This is a genomic window from Pseudomonas sp. S44 (genome assembly GCF_016624805.1).
Taxonomy (GTDB): Bacteria; Pseudomonadota; Gammaproteobacteria; order Pseudomonadales; family Pseudomonadaceae; genus Aquipseudomonas; species Aquipseudomonas machongensis.
Window position 1 is genome coordinate 35833 of record NZ_JACVTY010000008.1, and the last position, 14333, is coordinate 50165.

The 14333-nt window shown below is 62.7% G+C and carries 10 protein-coding genes and 2 pseudogenes; 6 read left to right on the forward strand and 6 right to left on the reverse strand.

The features are described 5' to 3' along the window. Window positions 1-143: 143 nt before the first annotated feature. The 4 genes from IAE40_RS08705 to IAE40_RS08720 all read left to right on the forward strand — a co-directional run bounded on the left by IAE40_RS08705 (window position 144) and on the right by IAE40_RS08720 (window position 3597). Window positions 144-632 carry a DUF3015 domain-containing protein gene (locus IAE40_RS08705; RefSeq protein WP_065864072.1) on the forward strand — a complete coding sequence of 163 codons (489 nt, stop codon included), beginning with the start codon at window positions 144-146 and terminating at the stop codon, window positions 630-632. A gap of 78 nt (window positions 633-710) precedes the next feature. Next, a complete protein-coding gene (locus tag IAE40_RS08710) occupies window positions 711-2564 on the forward strand; it encodes an Lnb N-terminal periplasmic domain-containing protein (RefSeq protein ID WP_200603025.1) in 1854 nt (617 codons plus the stop codon). A 110-nt stretch (window positions 2565-2674) separates the two neighbouring features. After that, on the forward strand, window positions 2675-3031 hold the full coding sequence (locus IAE40_RS08715) for a hypothetical protein (RefSeq protein ID WP_054894060.1): 357 nt from the start codon (window positions 2675-2677) through the stop codon (window positions 3029-3031). Between the two features lie 68 nt (window positions 3032-3099). After that, complete coding sequence (locus IAE40_RS08720) at window positions 3100-3597, forward strand: GreA/GreB family elongation factor (RefSeq protein ID WP_063546126.1); 498 nt, start codon at window positions 3100-3102, stop codon at window positions 3595-3597. A gap of 132 nt (window positions 3598-3729) precedes the next feature. Here the strand turns inward: IAE40_RS08720 and gdhA are convergent, their stop codons facing one another. From gdhA to IAE40_RS25835, 5 genes and pseudogenes are all read right to left on the reverse strand, one after another. After that, window positions 3730-5070 (reverse strand): NADP-specific glutamate dehydrogenase, encoded by a 1341-nt coding sequence (gene gdhA / locus IAE40_RS08725; protein WP_200603026.1) that lies wholly within the window; start codon window positions 5068-5070, stop codon window positions 3730-3732. Window positions 5071-5369: 299 nt separating this feature from the next. Beyond that, window positions 5370-7037 (reverse strand): energy-dependent translational throttle protein EttA, encoded by a 1668-nt coding sequence (gene ettA / locus IAE40_RS08730; RefSeq protein ID WP_054894058.1) that lies wholly within the window; start codon window positions 7035-7037, stop codon window positions 5370-5372. 384 nt (window positions 7038-7421) lie between these two features. Further along, window positions 7422-8297 carry a manganese catalase family protein gene (locus IAE40_RS08735; RefSeq protein ID WP_153774747.1) on the reverse strand — a complete coding sequence of 292 codons (876 nt, stop codon included), beginning with the start codon at window positions 8295-8297 and terminating at the stop codon, window positions 7422-7424. Between the two features lie 60 nt (window positions 8298-8357). Further along, window positions 8358-8465 (reverse strand): general stress protein, encoded by a 108-nt coding sequence (locus tag IAE40_RS25710; RefSeq protein WP_231100338.1) that lies wholly within the window; start codon window positions 8463-8465, stop codon window positions 8358-8360. Then, window positions 8451-8711: pseudogene (locus tag IAE40_RS25835) on the reverse strand (general stress protein); the annotation flags it as partial. The pseudogene IAE40_RS25835 and the gene IAE40_RS25710, both read right to left, overlap by 15 nt. A 360-nt stretch (window positions 8712-9071) precedes the next feature. On the opposite strand from IAE40_RS25835, the gene IAE40_RS08745 reads away from it, so the two are divergent. Beyond that, a complete protein-coding gene (locus tag IAE40_RS08745) occupies window positions 9072-9371 on the forward strand; it encodes a hypothetical protein (RefSeq protein WP_153774729.1) in 300 nt (99 codons plus the stop codon). Window positions 9372-9457: 86 nt separating this feature from the next. Here the strand turns inward: IAE40_RS08745 and IAE40_RS08750 are convergent, their stop codons facing one another. Continuing rightward, window positions 9458-9850: a hypothetical protein gene (locus tag IAE40_RS08750; RefSeq protein ID WP_063546878.1), complete on the reverse strand. Its 393-nt coding sequence runs from the start codon at window positions 9848-9850 to the stop codon at window positions 9458-9460. Window positions 9851-11059: 1209 nt separating this feature from the next. On the opposite strand from IAE40_RS08750, the pseudogene IAE40_RS08755 reads away from it, so the two are divergent. Continuing rightward, window positions 11060-14044, forward strand: a pseudogene (locus tag IAE40_RS08755) (sensor domain-containing protein); the annotation flags it as partial. Between the last annotated feature and the right edge of the window lie 289 nt (window positions 14045-14333).

The window sequence follows — 14333 nt, forward strand, 5'->3', positions numbered from 1 at the left end:
AGATTTTTTCGCAATCAACTACGCAACTATTGGATCGTGCCTAAACTCCAAACTGCGCGGGTGGGTAAAACGCTTCCCCGTCCTGGCAGTGAACTGCCAGACAACCCTGATCATTGATACGTATCGAAAAAGAGAATAACGCTATGAAACGGATTCTTCTGGGTACCTTGTTCGCCGCGGTTTCGATCAATGCCATGGCCGAAGCGCCAGGCGGCCCGAACTGCGGTTGGGGCAACCTGCTGTTCGAAGGCCAGCGCGGCACTCCGGCGCACTTCCTGGCCTCCACCACCAACGGCACCTCCGGTAACGCCACCTTCGGCATGACCTCCGGCACCAACGGCTGCTCCACCAAGGCCGCGCTCACCTACGGCGGTAAATCGTGGCTGGCCATGAATGGCACCATGAACGAACTGTCCGAAGACATGGCCCAGGGCCAGGGCGAAGCCCTGACCACCTACGCCGTGGTACTGGGCGTCAAACCCGAAGACCGCGCGCACTTCGCCTCGGTCACCCACGACCACTTCCAGCAGATCTTCAGCAGCGCCAACGTCACTGCCGAAGATGTCCACAACAACACCATCGCGGTCCTGAAAAAAGATCCGCAACTGGCGAAATACGCTACCGAAGCGTAAGTTCGACCCTGCCCGCCCCGCTTGCGGGGCGGGTTTCGCCCGCCTCCCTTCGGCATCATTCAGAAGTAGTTGCCCGATATGCTCAAACGCTTCGCCTACCTGACGTTATGCGCCTGCGCCCCTGCCTACGCGACACCTTCATTGGATGAGGCGCGCGTGCAGCAGTTGGCCGCCGACCGCTACTGGATCGCACTGGGTCACTACGAAACCGCCAAGCTGGGCGGTTGGCGCAGTTATGTGGACGACGACAAATTCTTTCTCGCCGAGGACGGCGCCCATCATCCGGATCGCGAACTGCGGGCCACGGTCGATGCGCTGTATGCCCCGGCCAGCCTGGGCGACAAACACGCCCAATGCGTCTTTCCGGCGCGCACCCGCTGGCTGCGCGAGCAACTGCAGCTCAGCGACCTGCCGACCCCGGACTGCCAGGAATACAGCCGCTGGTACGCCGACGTCGCACCGCACAGCGCGGTGCTGATCTTCCCGGCGGCCTACCTCAACAGCCCGTCCTCGATGTTCGGCCATACCCTGCTGCGCATCGACAAGGCCGACACCCGCAGCAACGACACCACGCTGCTCAGCTACGCGATCAACTTCGGCGCCTATATCGAAGGCAGCGACAACAGCATCCTCTACGCCTGGAAAGGCCTGATGGGCGGCTACCCCGGGCTGTTCGCGATGATGCCGTACCAGGAGAAACTCTCCGAATACCGCAGCCTGGAGAACCGCGACCTGTGGGAGTACCAGCTGGACCTGACGCCTGAAGAGACCGGGCGCATGGTCGAGCACGTCTGGGAACTCAAGCAGGTGCAGTTCGACTACTTCTTCTTCGACGAGAACTGCTCCTACCGCCTGCTGGAGCTGTTGCAGGTCGCCCGCCCCGGGCTGGACCTGACCTCGCAGTTCCCGCTCACCGCCATCCCCACCGACACGGTCAAGGCCGTCAAGCAGTCGGGGCTGGTGTCCGATGTGCGCTACCGGCCATCGCGCGAACGCGAGCTGCTGGCCCGCGCCGAGCCACTGGACCATCACGAAAAACAGCAGGTATTGGCCGTCAGCGCCGACACCGCGCAATTGCAGAGCCCCGCGTTCAACGCCCTGCCCCGCGAACGCCAGGCCCTGGTACAAGATGCCGCCTATCGCCTGGAACGCTACCGCGCCACCGGCCAGGAGCGTGACCCCGAACAGGCCAGGCGCAGCTTCGAGCTGCTGCGGGCAATCAACCGCAACCCGCCGCCACCGCTGCAGATCGAACGCCCCGGCCTGCCTGAAGACGGTCACCAGTCGCGGACCTGGCAGTTGGGTGTCGGCACCCGCGAAGACCGCGCCTTCGCCGAGTATGGCTTGCGCATGGCCTACCACGACCTCAACGACAACGCCTACGGCTTCCCGCTCGGCGCACAGATCGAGATTCTCCAGCTCAAGCTGCGCCAGTACGAGGGCAACGACTGGCAGGTGCAACGCCTCGACCTGGCCACCATCCGCTCACTGACCCCGCGCAACGAGCTGCTCAAACCCTGGTCGTGGCAGGTGGCCGGCGGCCTCGAGCGGGTGCCGGGCAAGCATGACGACGAGGTGCTGGTCAGCCACGTCAACGGTGGCGGCGGTGGCACCTGGCAGCTCGCCGACGGCCTGCTGGGCTTCGCTCTCGGTACGGTGCGGGTCGAACACCACAACGACTTCGCCGAGTTCATCTCGCCGGCAGCCGGTTTCAATGGCGGCCTGCTGTGGCGCAACGGGCTGGGCAACATGACCCTGGAGGCGAAAGGCGATTACTTCACCAATGGCGAAGTGCGGCGCAGCCTGAGCCTGAACCAGCAGTGGGAGATTTCGCAGAACCTGGGCCTGCGGTTGAGCGCCAAGCGCGAGTTCAGCCACCTGGCCACCGCGCAGAACGAGGTGATGCTCGAATTGAAGTGGTATCAGTACTGATACCACTCACAGGGATTCGCATCATGACGCGCAATCCTTCGACGGCGTTTTGACATCGCCACGACAATTCGCGACCTAGACTTCCCCTATCACCCGGAGGTCCAGAGTCTATGTTGCGGTACGCGTTCGCCCTGTGGATAACCCTGCTGCTGGTCGGCTGCCAGTCCACCCACGAGCAGATGCTCGACCAGGGCTATCCACCGGCCTACGCCGATGGATTCCAGGACGGCTGCAGCAGCGGCCGCCAGGCAGCCGGGCTGATGGTCGGTGATTTTCGCAAGGACGTGCCGCGCTACCTCCACGACCGCCGCTACGAAAGCGGTTGGGACGACGGCTTTCGCCAGTGCCATGCCATGCAGAACAGCGAAGACACGCGCCAGTACCGAGAGCGCTACTGGGACGAGCGTGACCGCGACTGGCAACAGGAAAAAGACCGCGGTGCCGCGCGCGCCTATCGCCACAATTAGGTCGCAGCCAGACATTCAGGGAAACCCGACAGCCCTCACCATGGTCTCCAGAAACAAGGAGGCCGTTCATGAGCCGAGCATTCGTCAACGAAGACCAGGCCGCCGCCCAGGCCAGCCAGCCGGTGGAGCGACGGGTCAGCGACCAGCCCAACTACGTCACCGCCAGCGGGCTTGCACAGTTGCAGCAACGCGTGGCGGCGCTCATTGCCCTGCACAGCGATCTGCAAGCCCAGGGTGAGCATGCCGACAAACAGCGCCTGGCCGATACCGAGCGCGACCTGCGCTATTTCCGGGCACGCGTACAGAGCGCCCAGGTGGTGCCACCTGCAACCTCGCAGGACAAGGTGCAGATCGGTAGCCGGGTGAGGTTCGTCGATGAGCAGGATGAGGAGCACAGGGTGCAGCTGGTCGGGGAAGATCAGGCCGATGCAGCGCGGGGGCTGATCAACTGGGGCTCACCGCTGGGGCGGGCGCTGCTTGGCGCGGGGCCTGGGGATGAAGTGGTATGGCGGCGGCCTGCAGGGGATCTGTCCATCGAGGTGGTCGAGATCCTGGGAGAGGGTTAGGGGCTGCTGCGCAGCCCAATCGCGATTCCTGTACGAGCAACTGTCTTGCTCAAAATCTAAAGACCAGCCCAATCCCTGTGGGAGCGGGCTTGTCCCGCGATTGGGCCGCAAAGCGGCCCCGACGATCTCGAATCAGACCACGCCCTGCGCCAGCATGGCATCCGCCACTTTCACGAAGCCGGCGATGTTCGCGCCCTTGACGTAGTTGACCGCCCCATCGGCCTCCTCGCCATAGTGCACGCAGGCATGGTGGATCGACTGCATGATCGCATGCAGCTTGCTGTCCACCTCACCCGCCGTCCACAGCAGGCGCATGGCGTTCTGCGACATCTCAAGGCCCGACACCGCGACGCCACCGGCGTTGGACGCCTTGCCCGGTGCAAACAGGGTACCCGCCTCGATGAACACGTCCACCGCTTCCAGGGTGGTCGGCATGTTGGCGCCTTCGGCCACGCAGATGCAGCCGTTGCTCAGCAGTGTGCGGGCATCCTCGAGGTCCAGTTCGTTCTGCGTGGCGCACGGCAGGGCGATGTCGCACGGCAGGCTCCACGGGGTCTGGCCCTTGCGGAACTCCAGGCCAAAACGCTCGGCCAGCTCGCTGATGCGGCCGCGCTTGACGTTCTTGAGCTCCAACAGCGCATCCCACTGCTCGTCGTTCAGCCCGGCCTCGCAGAACAGCGTGCCCTCGGAGTCGGACAGCGAGATCACCTTGCCGCCCAGGTCCATGACCTTGCGCGCCGCATACTGGGCGACGTTGCCAGAACCGGAGATGGCCACGCGACGCCCGTCGATGCGCAGGCCCTTGCGCTTGAGCATCTCTTCGGCGAAATACACGCAGCCGTAGCCGGTGGCCTCAGGACGGATAAGGCTGCCGCCGTAGGTCATACCCTTGCCGGTCAGCACCGAGGTGAACTGGTTGGCCAGGCGCTTGTACTGGCCGAACATGAAGCCGATCTCACGGGCGCCCACACCGATATCGCCGGCCGGCACGTCGAGGTCAGCACCGATGTGGCGGTACAGCTCGCTCATGAACGCCTGACAGAAGCGCATGACTTCGGCGTCGCTCTTGCCCTTGGGGTCGAAGTCCGAGCCGCCCTTGCCGCCCCCCATGGGCAGCGAGGTCAGCGAGTTCTTGAAGACCTGCTCGAAGGCCAGGAACTTGAGCACACCCAGGTTCACCGACGGATGGAAACGCAGGCCGCCCTTGTACGGGCCGATGGCGCTGCTCATCTGGATGCGATAGCCGCGGTTGACCTGGACCTTACCCTGGTCATCGACCCACGACACACGGAACAGTACCGCACGCTCCGGCTCGACCATGCGTTCGAGAATGCCGGCCTGCAGGTAGTGGGGATTGGCTTCGAGGAATGGCCAGAGACTGCGCAGCACCTCTTCGACGGCCTGGTGGAATTCGGGTTGGGCAGGGTCACGCTGCTTCAGGCGTGCAAGGAAATGGTCGACGGATTCGATCATGGTAGACATCTCACCAAGAGGATTGGACTTATTGATTTTTCCCGGACTCTATCAAGAAGCAATCGCACTGGAACAGGGCAAAATGTCGTTTTTCTGAATTTTTTTGGTGCGTTTTATATAAATGTATACAAATTGTCACCGCGGTGTGGCAGTCGCGGGCAAGCCCGCTCCCACAGGGAAGCTTGCAGTTCCAAGCCCTTGCAGGAGCGGGCTTGCCCGCGAATGAAGCCACCACCGCTCCCAGCCAGGCACAAAAATGGGGCCCCTGAGGGCCCCATCCTTGTGCAACGAAAACCGGCTTACTGCGCCAGCTTCTTGTGCCGTACCCGATGCGGCTGGGCAGCAGCGTCGCCCAGGCGCTTCTTGCGATCGGCTTCGTACTCGGTGTAGTTGCCCTCGAAGAACACCACGTTCGAATCATCTTCGTAGGCCAGGATGTGGGTCGCCACACGGTCCAGGAACCAACGGTCGTGGGAAATCACGATGGCGGCGCCCGGGAAGTCCAGCAGGGCTTCCTCCAGCGAACGCAGGGTCTCGACGTCGAGGTCGTTGGACGGTTCGTCGAGCAGCAGGACGTTGCCGCCCTCTTTCAAGGTCAGCGCCAGGTGCAGACGGCCACGCTCACCACCGGAGAGGTCCTTGACGAACTTCTGCTGGTCGCCGCCCTTGAAGTTGAAGCGGCCCACGTAGGTACGCGACGGGATCTCGTAGTTGCCGATGCGAATCTGGTCGGAACCGTCGGAGATCTGCTGGAACACGGTCTTGCTGCCGTCCAGGTCCTCGCGGCTCTGGTCGACGCAGGCCAGTTGCACGGTTTCACCGATCTCGATGCTGCCCGAGTCCGGCTGCTCCTTGCCCATCAGCATGCGGAACAGGGTCGACTTACCGGCACCGTTACCACCGATAACGCCGACGATGGCGCCTTTTGGCATGGAGAACGACAGGTTGTCGATCAGCACGCGATCGCCATAGCCCTTGGAGACATTCTTGAACTCGATGACCTTGTCGCCCAGGCGCGGACCTGCCGGGATGTAGATCTCGTTGGTCTCGCTGCGCTTCTGGAATTCCTGCGATTGCATCTCTTCGAAACGCTGCAGACGGGCCTTGGACTTGGACTGGCGAGCCTTGGCGCCTTTGCGCACCCACTCCAGTTCCTCTTTCATGGCTTTCTCGTGGGCGCTTTGCTGCTTGGATTCCTGCGCCAGACGCTCCGACTTGGCTTCCAGCCAACCCGAGTAGTTGCCTTCGTACGGGATGCCCGCGCCGCGGTCCAGTTCCAGGATCCAGCCGGCGACGTTGTCGAGGAAGTAGCGGTCGTGGGTAATGGCCACCACGGTGCCGGGGAAGTCGTGCAGGAAGCGCTCCAGCCAGGCTACCGAGTCGGCGTCCAGGTGGTTGGTCGGTTCGTCCAGCAGCAGCATGTCGGGGGCAGACAGCAGCAGGCGGCACAGCGCCACACGGCGCTTCTCGCCACCGGACAGGTGCTCGATCTTCGCATCCCAGGCCGGCAGGCGCAGGGCATCGGCGGCGACGTCCAGCTGACGCTCCAGGTTGTGGCCGTCGGCGGCCTGCAGGATGGCTTCGAGCTTGGCCTGCTCGGCGGCCAGCTTGTCGAAGTCGGCATCCGGGTCGGCGTAGGCCGCGTAGACCTCGTCCAGGCGCGCCTGGGCGTCCTTGATCACGCTGACCGCTTCCTCGACCACTTCACGCACGGTCTTGCTCGCGTCCAGCTGGGGCTCCTGCGGCAGGTAGCCGACATTGATGTCGGGCATCGGACGGGCTTCGCCATCGAATTCCTTGTCGACACCCGCCATGATCCGCAGCAGCGTGGACTTACCGGCGCCGTTCAGGCCCAGTACGCCGATTTTGGCGCCGGGGAAGAACGACAGGGAGATGTTCTTGAGAATTTCCCGCTTCGGCGGCACGACCTTGCTCAGCCGATGCATGGTGTAGACGTATTGAGCCATTCTGAGGACCTCTTGCACAAACGTGAATAAAACTGACAACTACCTGGCCAGCTTTGCAAAATGGGCCATTGTCGAGCTTTAAGGGCGTTCAGCGCAAATTCGCTTGCTGGGTACGATGTGCCCTGTCTGAAAAGAGGTCTCATGTCGCTGGCCAAACGCCCGCGGCAGCGCTTGCGGGGCGGTCCACATAGGGTTGCGGTCGAAGGGAGAGCCACTGCGCAAGCCTGCTGCTCAACTCTCAAGGAAGAAGTGGCCATGACTGAATGGCTGAAGGACCACTTGCCAAAGGTGACCCGCGCGTTCCCGGCCCGATCACCCCCCCAGACACCGAAGCCAAGCGTTGACCAGCGCCCCGCGCCGAATCATCTCCGGCGCGGGGTGTTCTCATTGCTGTCCATTGTTGACCTTGCCGAGCTCCGCCCCGGTCAAAGGTTGCGCCTCTGGATTCGACTGAGTACGGAGTTTCATTGCCTCGACAATCTGCGCACTGGTTTCGTCGAGCTGGACACTGGCCGATCCATCGCCGCCGTCCACTGCAGGCTGGGGTTCGTCGACGTAGACCCAGTCTTGTCCCTCGTTCCACGCCCCGCGCATTTCACCGCCTTTGGACAGATTGAAGTAGGTGCGATTGAGTTCAGGGTCTCCCGGCAGCTTGCCTTGTGGAAAGTTTGGCTGGATGGCATGCAACGCCTTTTCGAACGACATCTGGTGGGCGATCTCGCGACTCATCAGGAAACCCAGCGCATCTTTGATGCCAGGATCATCGGTGACGTTGATCAGCCGTTCGTAGACAATCTTGGCGCGAGCCTCGGCGGCAATGTTCGAACGCAGGTCGGCAGTCGGTTCGCCAATGGTATCGATGTAGGCTGCGCTCCAGGGTACGCCGGCGGAATTCACCAGCGGCGCCCCAGCCCCATACAACAGGCTTGTGATGTGGGAGTCGTTGCCGGCGCCGGTCAGCGAGCGGTAAAGCTCGCCCTCGCTCTCTATGCCTTCGGCCAGGTTGCCCTTGGCCCCCTTGTTGAGCATCACCACGATCGAACCGATGATCTCCAGGTGGCTGAGTTCTTCGGTCGCAATGTCATAGAGCATGTCCTTGCGTCCTGGATCGTCCTCACTGACAGCCTGGGTGAAATAGCGCATGGCTGCAGCCAGCTCACCCTGTGGGCCTCCGAACTGTTCCAGGAGCAAATTGGCAAGGCCGGGATTGGGTTGCGCCACGCGCACGGTGTACTGCAATCGTTTGTTGTGCATGAACATAAGCGGGTCCTCATCAACGCATAAGGGCAGCTCGGCTGCCCTTGCGCTTTTCACGGATGGCTAGCGGTTGTCGTCACTCTTGCGACCGCCGCCGTGGCTATGCTGTCCACCGACACGCCCCGCTTCGGAGGCTTTCTCACGATCATTGGCGAAGTTGCCGCCCGACACCTGGCCTCCCTTATGGCCAGCTTCGGAGGCACGTTCAGGATCGTTCTTGAAGTTGCCACCGGATGCTTGTCCACCTTTGTGGCCTGCTTCGGAAGCGCGTTCCGGATCGTTCTTGAAGTTGCCCCCGGACACCTGGCCGCCTTTGTGTCCCGCTTCGGAGGCTTTTTCGCGATCGTTGGCGAAGTTGCCCGGATTGGTGTTGGCATTACCACCCTGATTGCCACGATTGTCTTGATTGTTAGCCATGATTGACACCTCATGTCGTTAGTTACACAGAACGGTCTGTGTAAATGAGTGACCGGGGGCAAACGGCTCATCGTGCAAAAGATTTTGAATGCGGGGACGAAAGGCTCTAATGAACTTGAGTCTTTAATCTTGTAGACACAAACCTGGCGAGCGGGCATATCAGCCACGCTTATCAACGGCCCGAAAGTCTTGTCCAATGACAATCAGGAATGGGTTTGGATTTATGGATTGACGACAACTTAGGTGTACAAACAAGGACTATTTGTACAAGTCTGCCGACTGTCCGATGGTGCCGTTCGAATTGGACGGAATACGCACAGGAAGTGATCTACCGCTGACAACAATGCAGAGGGTAGACACATGAAAAAAAGAGGCAAAACCTATCGACAGTGGTACGACCCGATCCTGCACCACCAAATCCATGAGGAGACACTGAACACCGGAGCCTGCCTTGAAGTGCAGGCACGCTTGTCGCGTACGGGGGCGACACAGTTGTTCATCGGTGTCTATCGCGCCGATGGCTCGGCGTTATACGAACAAGCCTATGTCCAACGCCCGGGCGAAAACATGAGCCGGGCGTTGGTATGGGGCGTCGGGTATGCCAGGCGCATCGCGATCGAGGGCCAGGCGTTCAATGACGAACGGGTAACAGATCGATAGGCCTGGCCCCGAACACCGGCTTGGCGGGTGCCAGACAGCGCAGGGGCTTTTTCGCAGGCAAGCCTCGCCACCACAAGCAGCGTGACTCAGACGTGGCGTTGCTTGCCCATGCCGCGCGGCAGGCGAGACTGCCCGCTCTGTTCGGCCAGGCGCGCGGCCCAGGCAGCCTTGGTGCTGAAACCGCCGGCACGGGCAGGGGTCTGGACCGACCTGCTCGCCGACTTGTTCACAACCTTGGCAGCGGGCTCCAAATCGGCCGTGACGACCGCCGCCGCGACAGGCTCGACAGCAACCTTGGCCGACTTGCGCAGCTCGGCCAGCGAGGGTGTCTTGCGCTGCGCAGCCGCGGCGTCGGGCTTGGTGAACGAGCGCTGGCAGGACTTGCAGGATACGTCGTCGGCCACGGCAGTGCTGACCAGGGTCTGACTGCTGCGCCCACAGGCGGAATCGAGGCCATTGGTGGAATAGTGAGTAACCAAACCGTACTTCTCCGATGCATTGACTATGAAACGGCCGGCATTCTCGCACAGGTGGAAGCGGGTTGCCGAATGCACGGTCAGCACTGGATCGGCGACATATGGACTGGCACTTTGCCATAATCCAAGGCATGCTAGGGTCAGTCTGAAAATGTGTCTGCGCGAAGGCCAGACAAGGCGAAACGGAGCGAGCAAGCCCAGTGTACTGAAGTACATGAGCATTGCTCGCTCCGTTTCAACGCAGTATGGGCGAGTGCAGATACATATGAGGTTGAACCTAGCCGCTTTCGTATGTCCGGCCTTATAGTGCGCCACGGCGGCATGCCGCGTGCATGATCTCCCCTGCCTTCGCCAGCCCAATCGCAGGACCAACGCTTGACCAACTTCACCCAACCGCCCATCCAGCGCCCTGCGCCGTCTGCTTCGTTGCGAGGCTCGCTCAAGGGTGCGCTTGCTCTGCTGGCCCTGGTCCTGCTGGGTCTGTTGTTCTGGCAACTGTTCTCGCAGTTCCGCCACACACAGGCCGACCTGCGCCAGCAAAGCGTGGCGACGAGTGCGGAACTGGCCGACCACCTCACCCTGAACATGGCGCTCAAGGCGCAGCAAGCCATGAATCTGGTGCAGCCCTACGTCAAGCCACCGTCACCGGCGGCGTTGCCGGCGCTGCTGCAGACCCTCAGGGGACGCTTGCCGGCCTTGCGCGGCCTGGCCTGGCTGGACAGCAATGGGCAGATCCGCGGCGACAGCCTGCGCGACAGCCCGGACCGTCAAACGATCGACGGCCTGGTGCGCCTGAACCAGGGTAATGCCTACTTCTATGGCAATTCGAGCGACAACCAGCTGGTCTACCTGCTGCTGCGCCAGCCCGCCGAACAGGACCGCGGCTACTGGCTGCTGCGCCTGTCCACCGACTACTACCAGGAGCTGACCAGCAAGCTCAACACGCCGATCCACCCGCTCTGGCTGCTGGAAAACAGCCGTGACGGCGCGGTGATCGAGCGCAGCGGTGTCGCCCACGCCAACCCATCGGCGCTGCACAGCGTGCTGCTGGCCTTCATCGACAACAGTACCTGGCAGGTCCGCGGCCTGTACGACCCGACCTCGGCCCGCGAGAAACTGTTGCCCGCGCTGCTGGGCAAGAGTTTGCTGGTGCTGTTCTGCGCCCTGCTGCCGGGCCTGGCGTTGATCAACATGCGCCGTCGCCAGCGTGCCTTGCAGGAAGACCGCCGGCGCTATCAGGATATCTTCGAGAGCACCGGCGTGGCCCTGTGCGTGCTCGACCTGTCGAGCCTGCCCGGCCAGCTCGATCGCTACCACCTGCGCAACCTCGCCGCACTCAAGCAAAGCCTGGCACTGGAACCGGGCCTGCGGCGCAACCTGCTGCAGGAACTGAAGATCACCGAGATCAACGAAGTTGCACGCCAGTTGCTCAACGTGACCTGCAACGAGGGTGCCTGGCAACGGCTGATCGAGGGTAGCGGCGACGGCCGCGAGAGCATCGGCATGCAGTTGCTCGACGCGCTGATCGAGCAGCGCGCACAGTTCGAGCTCGAAGTACGCCTGCCCGCGCCACTGGGTGGCGAGCTGCACCTGTGGCTGATGGCCCGCCTGCCCCAGCAGCGGCGCGACTACCAGGCCGTGATCCTCAGCATCAGCGACATCACCAGCCGCAAGCAGGTCGAACTGTCGCTGCTCGAACGTGAAAGCTTCTGGTCGGACGTCGTGCGTACCGTACCCGACCAGCTCTACGTTCAGGACGTGCACAACCGACGCATGATCTTCAGCAATCGCCACCTGGGACAAACCCTGGGCTACGACCGCTCGGAACTTGCGCAGATGGGCGATCACTTCTGGGAGCTGCTGCTGCACCCCGAGGATGCCGAGCACTACCGCAGCCTGCGCCAGCAACAGCGCGACAGCGGTCACAGCCAATCACTGCACTGCCAACTGCGCTTCCGCCACCGCGACGGCGGCTGGCGCTGCTACGACATCCGCGAGCAGGTCCTGGCCCGTGATGGCGAAGGCCAGGTCACGCGGATCATCGGTGTGGGCAAGGATGTCACGGTGCAGATCGAGGCCAGCCAGTCGCTGCGTGACAGCGAGCAGCGCTACCGGATGCTCGCCGAAAGCATCAGTGACGTGATCTTCTCCACCGACAACCAACTGCAGCTCAACTACATCAGCCCCTCGGTGCAGACGGTGCTGGGCTACTCGGTGGACTACATCTTCGACAACGGCTGGCCATCGATCATCGCCAACCCCTCCCAGCTCAGCGGCATGCAGACGCTCATGGAGCGGGTCAGCAAGGCGCTGGACGACCGCGAGCAACTGCGCCAGTTGCGCAGCCAGCTGCCGACCCAGGTGTTCCTGTTCGACTGCCTGCGTGCCGACGGTCGCAAGATACCCATCGAGCTGCGCCTGGTGCTGGTGTGGGACGACCACGAGCGCTTCGAAGGCGTCCTTGGGGTAGCGCGCGACATCAGCCAGCAACGACGCGCCGAGAAAGACCTGCGCATGGCCGCGACGGTATTCGAGCACTCGACCTCGGCGATCCTGATCACCGACCCGGCGGGCTACATCGTCCAGGTCAACGAGGCCTTCAGCCGGGTCAGCGGCTATGCGCCCGATGAAGTACTCGACCAGCGCCCGAACATGCTCACCGTCGAAGGCCAGCAGGACGCGCACCTGGGCTATGTGCTCAAGCAACTGAACCAACGCGGCACCTGGGAAGGTGAAGTGTGGCTCAAGCGCCGCAGCGGCGAGCACTATCCGGCCTGGGTCGGCATCACCGCGGTGCTTGACGATGAGCGCGACCTTGCCAGCTATGTGTGTTTCTTCACCGACATCAGCGAGCGCAAGGCCAGCGAGCAGCGCATCCACCGCCTCGCGTACTACGACGCCCTCACCCACCTGCCCAACCGCACCCTGTTCCAGGACCGTCTGCACACGGCATTGCAGCAGGCCGAGCGGCACAAGTCGTGGGTGGTGCTGATGTTCCTCGACCTTGACCGTTTCAAGCCGATCAACGACTCCCTCGGCCACGCCGCCGGCGATCGCATGCTCAAGGACATGGCCGAGCGCCTGCTGGCCTGTGTCGATGAAGACGACACCGTGGCGCGCATGGGCGGCGACGAGTTCACCCTGCTGCTGCAGTCGCGTACCAGCCGTGAAATGGCGCTGAACCGCGCCATTCACGTCGCCGAGAATATCCTCGCCAGCCTGGTGCGGCCATTCGTGCTGGAGAGTCGCGAGTTCTTCGTCACCGCCAGTATCGGCATCGCCCTCAGCCCGCAGGACGGTAACGAGCTGAGCCAGCTGATGAAGAACGCCGACACGGCGATGTACCACGCCAAGGAGCGCGGCAAGAACAACTTCCAGTTCTACCAGGCCGACATGAACGCCAGCGCCCTGGAACGCCTGGAGCTGGAAAGCGACCTGCGTCACGCCCTGGAGCAGAACGAGTTCATTCTTTACTACCAGCCGCAGTTCAGCGGCGACGGCAAGCGCCTGACCGGCGCCGAGGCGCTGCTGCGCTGGCGCCATCCACGCCGCGGCCTGGTGCCGCCGGGCGACTTCATCCCGGTGATCGAGGAACTGGGCCTGGTAGTCGACGTCGGCGACTGGGTGTTGCGCGAGGCCAGCCGCCAGCTCAAGGCCTGGCACAAGGCCAAGGTGCGGGTGCCGAAGGTGTCGGTGAACATCTCGGCCCGGCAATTCTCCGACGGCCAGCTGGGCAAGCGGATCGCCACTATTCTTGAGGAGACCGGCCTGCCGCCGGCGTGCCTGGAGCTGGAACTGACCGAGAGTATCCTGATGCGCGAGGTCAACGAGGCCATGCAGATCCTCGACAGCCTGAAGAACCTGGGGCTGAGCATCGCGGTGGACGACTTCGGCACGGGCTATTCATCGCTCAACTACCTCAAGCAGTTCCCCATCGACGTGCTGAAGATCGACCGTACCTTCGTCGACGGCCTGCCCGAAGGCGAGCAGGATGCGCAGATCGCACGGGCGATCATCGCCATGGCCCACAGCCTCAACCTGGCGGTGATCGCCGAAGGCGTGGAGACGCATGAACAGCTGGAGTTCCTGCGCGAGCACGGCTGCGACGAAGTCCAGGGCTACCTGTTCGGCCGCCCGATGCCGGCCAACCAGTTCGAGGCGCAGTTCAGCAACGAAACCTTGTTCATGTTCCAGTGATCGTGCCGCCACGCAGTCCCTGTAGGAGCGGGCTTGCCCGCGAAAAGGACACCGCGCCGCCTGGCACGGGCTACGCCCGTGTTCGCGGGTAAACCCGCTCCCACAGGGTGGACCGCCCCCAAGAAGCTGGACACCAATCCAGCCTCCACCAGGCATCGAAAAACGGACTTCGGAGTCAACTAGCGCCCTGTCTCAGCCCAGTCCCCGCGCGGCCTGCAACATGAAGCCCATTGGTCCGCGACTTGATGCCACTTCATATGCCAGCCCCGACCCAATCGGTTAGAATGCC